Source organism: Vibrio sp. 10N.261.54.A5 (assembly GCF_041471145.1).
GTDB classification, from domain to species: Bacteria; Pseudomonadota; Gammaproteobacteria; order Enterobacterales; family Vibrionaceae; genus Vibrio; species Vibrio crassostreae_C.
This window is the reverse complement of the sequence record NZ_JBFRNU010000071.1, coordinates 1-6,252: the sequence shown is the minus strand read 5'-3', so window position 1 is coordinate 6,252 and position 6,252 is coordinate 1. Positions and strand designations below refer to the sequence as shown.

Genomic DNA, 6,252 nt, shown 5'->3' with positions numbered 1-6,252 from the left:
ATGTACTAACTAGTACAATAGGTGTCAATAAGAATTTTATGTAGTTGTATAGATAAATGGCAAAGAAAAGACAGTTTGACGAGATAGAAGTGCTTGGAGTTATGGCCAAATATTTTTGGCAGCATGGTTATGCGTCGACTAAGGTGGATCAATTATCGACCGTTACAGGATTAACGAAAACCAGTATTTACAACGCGTTTGGCAACAAAGAAACCGTGTTTAAATGTATAGTAGATTTCTATGTTGAGCATCACATGTCTGTGGTACTCAGGAAACTCGACTCAAATAAATCAATATCAGAGAATCTTCAATATTTATTTGATAGTGAGTTCTTAAATCCAGAGAATGATCTACTCACTTACGGCTGCTTAATTACAAACAGTATTGTTGAATTAAAATCAAACGAACCAGCCCTCTATGAGTATGTTATTAAGAAGTTTGAACAAGGTCGTATTGCAACACTGGCATTTTTTACTCAATATGAGAAAACAGAACGACTTATTGATGGTATAGATGCAGAGCATTTGACCGACTATTTCCTTACGTTTCGTCAAGGACTCAAAGTTCAATCAAGAGGGCAAAGACCACATGAATCTCTCGCTCGATCTATACATGCATTCATGCTTGTATTGAGTACATTTGAAAAATAGATTATGCGTAGACTATTCTCGAGCTTTAGCTTTGTTGTCGAGTTTTAGATGTCTAATGATTATGAGTGCAGCACCGTAGCAACACGATTCTAGTTGAGCCAATTATTTAATCGAGCAGGTAGACTGCTTTATCCTTATCGCAATACTATTGAATGGTGCCTTTAAATGAAAACAATAAAATATAATGGACGTATTGTTTTTCAAAAACAAGATATACCCAGTTTCAAACGTATGCCGCGCGTATTTGTAGACAGTGAAGCGTGTTTTGCGTTTGTCACAAATGGCGATTTTAACGTCAGGGAACAGACAGAATCTGCTTCATTGAACAAAAACTGCGGAATACTGGCAAAATGCACCAACTACTTTTATGAAAACACTAGCTATCATAATGATGAAGGTGCAGGTGAAGCGATTGGTATCCTTCTCTATCCTGAAATATTTCAGTCACTGTTTAACTTTGATATTAGCCAGTCAAAATACAGGGTCGATTATAATATTTTGCAGGTTGAAGTGGACAAATTGCTAGAGCACTATCGTGATAGCATCAGTATATTGCTGGATTCTCCAGAGTTGGCGGATGATTTGCTTATCGAGAGCAAACTACGTGAATTTGTCATTCTTATGGCGAAAAGAACCAGCGCACCTTCTGAACTCGATTTTCTTGCTTCTATGTTTAAACCTAACTTTGCCAAATTTGAAGATATTATCCAAAGTAATCTGTATGCGGATCTGAGTGTGGATGAGTTGGCAGCATTGTGTCATATGAGTGTTTCTACTTTTAAACGTAAGTTTAAAGAGGTGTATTCAGAACCCCCAATAAAATACATTACCAAATTAAAAATCAACAAAGCTAAAGTGTTACTGAAAGATAATAGCTTACGTATCTCCGACATCGTTTTTGAAACGGGTTTCGAGTCGATTTCCACGTTTAACCGTGCCTTTAAAGGACAAACAGGCCTATCCCCTTCTCAATTTCGTTTAACCTGACACCAACGCATTTTAACCTTTCCATTCAGGTTGGCTCGTTTGAACTAATGTGAGCAATTTTTGAACTTTTATGGAGAGCCCTGTACCTCCAAATTCCATATAGTTACCCCATCAACTAAACACAGAGAAAGGTAACGAATTATGGGTATCAGCTTTAAAGAAAAATATGGTGATTGGGCACTTATCACAGGGGCAACATCAGGCATTGGCGCAGAAATGGCAAGCCAGATTGCAGCAAAAGGATTGAACGTTGTTTTGGTCGCTCGTCGAGAAAAAGAGCTTGAAGAGCAAGCTACGTTGCTTACGGAACGCTACGGAATTAAAGCAACGACCGTTTCTGCTGACTTAAGTACGTCAGAAGGCGTCGAAAAAGTTAAGCAAATTGACAAAAGTATTGGGCTACTTGTACTAGCCGCTGGTATTGAAGTTAATGGTTCGTTTGCTAAATCATCTCTAGAGCAAGAGTTGAAGATGATACAGCTTAATGTTAGCTCTGTGTTGCAACTGACTCACCACTTTACACCAACAATGATCGAAAGAAAAAGAGGCGGTATTTTAATGGTATCAAGTCTTTCTGGTCATATGGTTTCCCCATATTTTTCAAATTATGCAGGTACCAAAGCCTACGTTCTTCAGCTAGGTGCATCTCTTCATGGCGAACTTAAACCCAAAGGTATTGATGTAACGGTTCTTTCTCCTGGGTTAACAACTACACCGATGACAGCTGATAATGGTGTTGACTGGTCAAAATTACCAATGGTTGCAAAAGATCCAGCGGAAGTAGCAGAAATAGCTATCAATGGTTTGGGTAGAAAAGCAGTTGTGGTTCCAGGTAAACGTAATCGAATGACCGCTATTCTTTCTGGGATCATCCCCCACCAAAAGCAGGCAATAATGGGTGAATCAATGATTGGAAAAGCAATGCCCAATAACAAAATGTAACCCCCAACAGTTTAAAACTTTAGTGAAAGAAAAAGGAAAAAAGCAATGATTAAAGTATACGTAATATACCCAAATAACGATGATGTGATTTTTGATTTTGATTATTACTGCAACAAACATGTTCCTATGATAGGAGAGCTTCTGGGAGACGCACTAAAAGGGGCGACAGTAGATGCAGGGTTAGCAAGTGTTGTTCCTAGTGAAGCAGCGGCATATGTGGCGATTAGTACAATTTCATTTGAATCTATAGAGTCATTTCAAACGGCATTTGGCCCAAATGCAGACAAGATAAAAGCTGATGTACCGAACTTCACTAATACCGTTCCATCAATTCAGCTTTGTGAGCAAAAAATATAGAACCGCAACTCTCTACGGTGAAAATGAGCAGGATACCGAATAATAAACAATTTGGGTTCTGCTTAGTGTTATTTAATGAAAAAAATTGAAGCTAAACGCTTGATAAAAAGAGTTAAATATGAATATGAAAATCAAATTGGATATTGTGTCAGATGTGATTTGTCCTTGGTGTATTATCGGTTATAAGCGTTTAAATACCGCGATAAAAGAGCTTGGTATAGAAGATCGCATTGAGATTGAGTGGCAACCTTTTCAGTTAAATCCAGATATGCCGCTTGAAGGTGAAGACCTACGTGCCCACCTTAAAAGGAAGTACGGTACTACATTAGAAGATAGCATTCGTTTCAGAAAAGAGATGACAGAGCTTGGAGAAGACGTTGGGTTTAAATTCGACTACTTTGACGGACTAAAAGCTGTAAATACCCTTGATGCTCATATTCTTCTGGAGCATGCAAAAAGTGTAGGCAAGCAAACCGAGCTTAAAAATCGGTTATTTGCTTCGTTTTATAGCGAGCAAAAAGATATATCCAGCAAGAGTACCCTCGAGCAAGAGTTGCAAAGTCTTGGTATTAATGTTGACGAAGCAATGCAATGCCTAGATGACGATAATATGCGAAGTCATGTCCAGTCGCTGGAACAGAAATGGAAGCAAGCGGGTATATCAGGTGTTCCAACAGTTGTATTCAATCGCGAGAGCGCTATTTCTGGAGCCCAATCAGTGGATACGTATAAGCAAGTATTAACTGAATTAGCTAAAGTGTAATTCCTGCATCCCTCTAAAACGGACTTTTGCAATATTTTGGCGGTCTGAAAAAGGCAACGGTCTATATGAAACATAGAGAGCTTGAAGTCTACCTTCATCATCATATACCAGTATCAAAGTCTCTCGGTATCTGTGTGAATACTTGTAGCAGCAAAAATATCGAGATTACTGCACCATTGAGAATGAATACCAACCACATGAATACGGTGTTTGGCGGCAGCTTATCTGTTGTTGGTATTTTGGCAGGTTGGTCTTTAGTTTATGCCCAGTTGGAGGGTAAAAAACATCAAATTGTTATTCAAGAAAATAGCATTCGATACCTGAAACCCGCCAGCAAAGATGTAACAGCAGTATGTAAATATGACAACCTTACGGCGTGGTCTCGGTTTCATCGTGCGTTTCAACGCAAGGGAAAAGGTCGTGTTCAAATAGCCTGCAATCTATTTTGTGCGGATGAGTTGGTTGCTACTTTTGAGGGAATATACGTCGTTTTTAATAAAGAGTAATAAGGTCAAAATGCAATGAAAACTAAAAACTTACGCAACCAATCCAGTTTGTCACGCCCGAACTCTTCAATTTCTTCCCAACCTTGACTCCCTGCAATCACAACGCTAATGGTAAGGAACAGAATATCTAAGAGTTTATTTACAACTTATCCTGATTGGCGTGTATCTTCAATGGCTACAAAGTATTTGAATAAATTGAGCTCAGACATGGTTGACTTGGTTTGTTATCAAAAAGAAGTATAAGATAAAAAACTTAGCTTAAGGTAAAGCTTCGTGATCTTGCCCTGTACTCTACGGCTAACGTTCACCGCTCGTTTTGTAGATAAAGAGGGCGAAACTAATTATAGATCTTTGATAATTTTGGATATTTTTTCTAATCAATATTAGTCGACTTAGACAGAGTACTCTAAATGATTCCTGTCCAAATATGAGCTAGCTCGGTAAATAGCTAGCTCGGCTTTTCTTAACATTGAAATAGCACACGGCACTACAGCTTAAAAGTAACCTTGTTTAATGCCTTCGCAAGCTCCTTCAAATTCAACTGTTTGCCGTAGCGATCATACGTTACCCCTTGCTGCTTATGGCCTACGATTTCAGCTGTAATCAACTCAGAAACACCCTTTTGCTTCAACTCATCAATAAAAGTATGTCTGAATCCATAACTCGTTGGGCGGTGGCGTGGCAGCATACCAATAGATGTCTGGTACTTGGTCATTTTATTAAGGTAGGCCTTAGACCAATCGGCAAAGATGTTTTTTGGCTCATAGCTGAATAGATTATTGGTACCGCTGGACTTCCTAGTTGCAATGTACTGCAGCAATCCAAAATTAATTAGTTGACCATGGACAGGGATTTTGCGGATGCTGTTGCTATTTTTGACGTACTTACCTTCATCGTCAACATTGACAGCGAAATAGTAGCTCCCATCAGCCTCTTTTATGTCATTCACTCTTAGTTGACACACTTCAGATGGACGCATTCCTGAGTAAAGCAATATCCACGAGATCCAGCGGAACTCTACATCCTGTTCAACAAATTTTTGAGACTTGAAGAATAGCTTAAGATCCTTGAGTGACCAGCGTTCACGTTCTTCACTAGTAGGCTTGAGTGGCTTGTTATCTACCTTAATGCCGTCAAAGGGGTTCAGTGCGATGTAATTCATCATCTTAGCAAACTTAAAAAACTGAAAAGCAGCAGCAAGGTACTCTTTGTTTGTCTTATAGCTACGCCCTTCCTTGAGGAGTTGGTCACGGTACACCAACGCATGAGCCGAAGTAACAGGATCCACGGATTCAACGGGTAACAGGTTAATACAGTGACTGGCACGAGCATTTAACTGATGCACTGTTAAAGGTCTGATATTTTGCAACTTCTTACTAGCGACAAAAGCGTCTAGCGCCGCTTTTAATGAAACGACAGGGTGATTCTTTCGGTGAACTGTAGAAGTTAAGTCCCGATGTTCTGCTTTACGAACTGGAGCGGCAGATACCTCAATATCAGGTTGATTCGATTCAAACTTACTACGAACCTCATCGATAATCGCATCACAATCCGCTTTAAAGCCTTCTACACAACTTTGCCCATGAGTTTTAGTTATTAACTCTTTTAGACTAGCAGCAACGGTTAGATTGCGTTCAGAAGCAAGTTGACGGTTCTTGGTTAGTAAAGATACTTTCAGATCGAACGGAAAGCCATTATCTCGAAGTTTTTTCGGCAGACAAACACGTGTGTAGTAGGTGCAATTTGGGGCGCGGAAAAGGTACATTGTCTGAGTCAATCCTTATGGTTTGACTTGGCACCTTGCAGATATGAAAAAAGCCGTTGTAATACAACGGCTTATCTCATTTTTAATGTGGTGGAGGGATAGGGATTTGAACCCTAGAACCGCTATTAACGGTTGCCGGTTTTCAAGACCGGTGCTTTCGACCACTCAGCCATCCCTCCAACAAATTGTCATCAACAGATTAGTACACTGTTGAGGTTGTTATTTGCTAATGCAAGTAACGATACCTTTTGTCTTCACCTTTCAAAAAAGTGAAAATAAATT

Annotated in this window: 8 protein-coding genes and 1 tRNA gene; 6 read left to right on the top strand and 3 right to left on the bottom strand. The window is 39.3% G+C overall.

Translation table 11 applies throughout. The features are described 5' to 3' along the window. The first annotated feature begins 56 nt into the window (after positions 1 to 56). From AB4329_RS20220 to AB4329_RS20195, 6 genes are all read left to right on the top strand, one after another. Positions 57 to 650 (top strand): TetR/AcrR family transcriptional regulator, encoded by a 594-nt coding sequence (locus tag AB4329_RS20220; RefSeq protein ID WP_102319796.1) that lies wholly within the window; start codon positions 57 to 59, stop codon positions 648 to 650. 165 nt (positions 651 to 815) lie between these two features. Then, on the top strand, positions 816 to 1,637 hold the full coding sequence (locus AB4329_RS20215; protein ID WP_198589006.1) for an AraC family transcriptional regulator: 822 nt from the start codon (positions 816 to 818) through the stop codon (positions 1,635 to 1,637). Positions 1,638 to 1,778: 141 nt separating this feature from the next. Further along, the gene (locus AB4329_RS20210; RefSeq protein WP_102319795.1) at positions 1,779 to 2,579 is read left to right on the top strand and encodes an SDR family oxidoreductase; all 801 of its coding nucleotides are present in this window, start codon (positions 1,779 to 1,781) and stop codon (positions 2,577 to 2,579) included. A gap of 45 nt (positions 2,580 to 2,624) precedes the next feature. Further along, positions 2,625 to 2,936, top strand: coding sequence for an EthD family reductase (locus AB4329_RS20205; RefSeq protein WP_102319794.1), 312 nt, complete (start codon positions 2,625 to 2,627; stop codon positions 2,934 to 2,936). Positions 2,937 to 3,054: 118 nt separating this feature from the next. Continuing rightward, positions 3,055 to 3,699, top strand: coding sequence for a DsbA family oxidoreductase (locus AB4329_RS20200; RefSeq protein WP_102319793.1), 645 nt, complete (start codon positions 3,055 to 3,057; stop codon positions 3,697 to 3,699). A gap of 65 nt (positions 3,700 to 3,764) precedes the next feature. Then, entirely contained in the window at positions 3,765 to 4,205 is a 441-nt protein-coding gene (locus AB4329_RS20195) for a YiiD C-terminal domain-containing protein (RefSeq protein WP_102319792.1), read from the top strand. A 5-nt stretch (positions 4,206 to 4,210) separates the two neighbouring features. On the opposite strand, the gene AB4329_RS20190 is transcribed toward AB4329_RS20195, so the two are convergent. The 3 genes from AB4329_RS20190 to AB4329_RS20180 form a co-directional block, all read right to left on the bottom strand. Beyond that, positions 4,211 to 4,330, bottom strand: coding sequence for a transposase family protein (locus tag AB4329_RS20190; protein ID WP_102319791.1), 120 nt, complete (start codon positions 4,328 to 4,330; stop codon positions 4,211 to 4,213). 362 nt (positions 4,331 to 4,692) lie between these two features. Next, the gene (locus AB4329_RS20185; RefSeq protein WP_102319790.1) at positions 4,693 to 5,970 is read right to left on the bottom strand and encodes a site-specific integrase; all 1,278 of its coding nucleotides are present in this window, start codon (positions 5,968 to 5,970) and stop codon (positions 4,693 to 4,695) included. Positions 5,971 to 6,058: 88 nt separating this feature from the next. Continuing rightward, a tRNA-Ser gene (locus AB4329_RS20180) sits at positions 6,059 to 6,149 on the bottom strand. Positions 6,150 to 6,252: the final 103 nt, after the last annotated feature.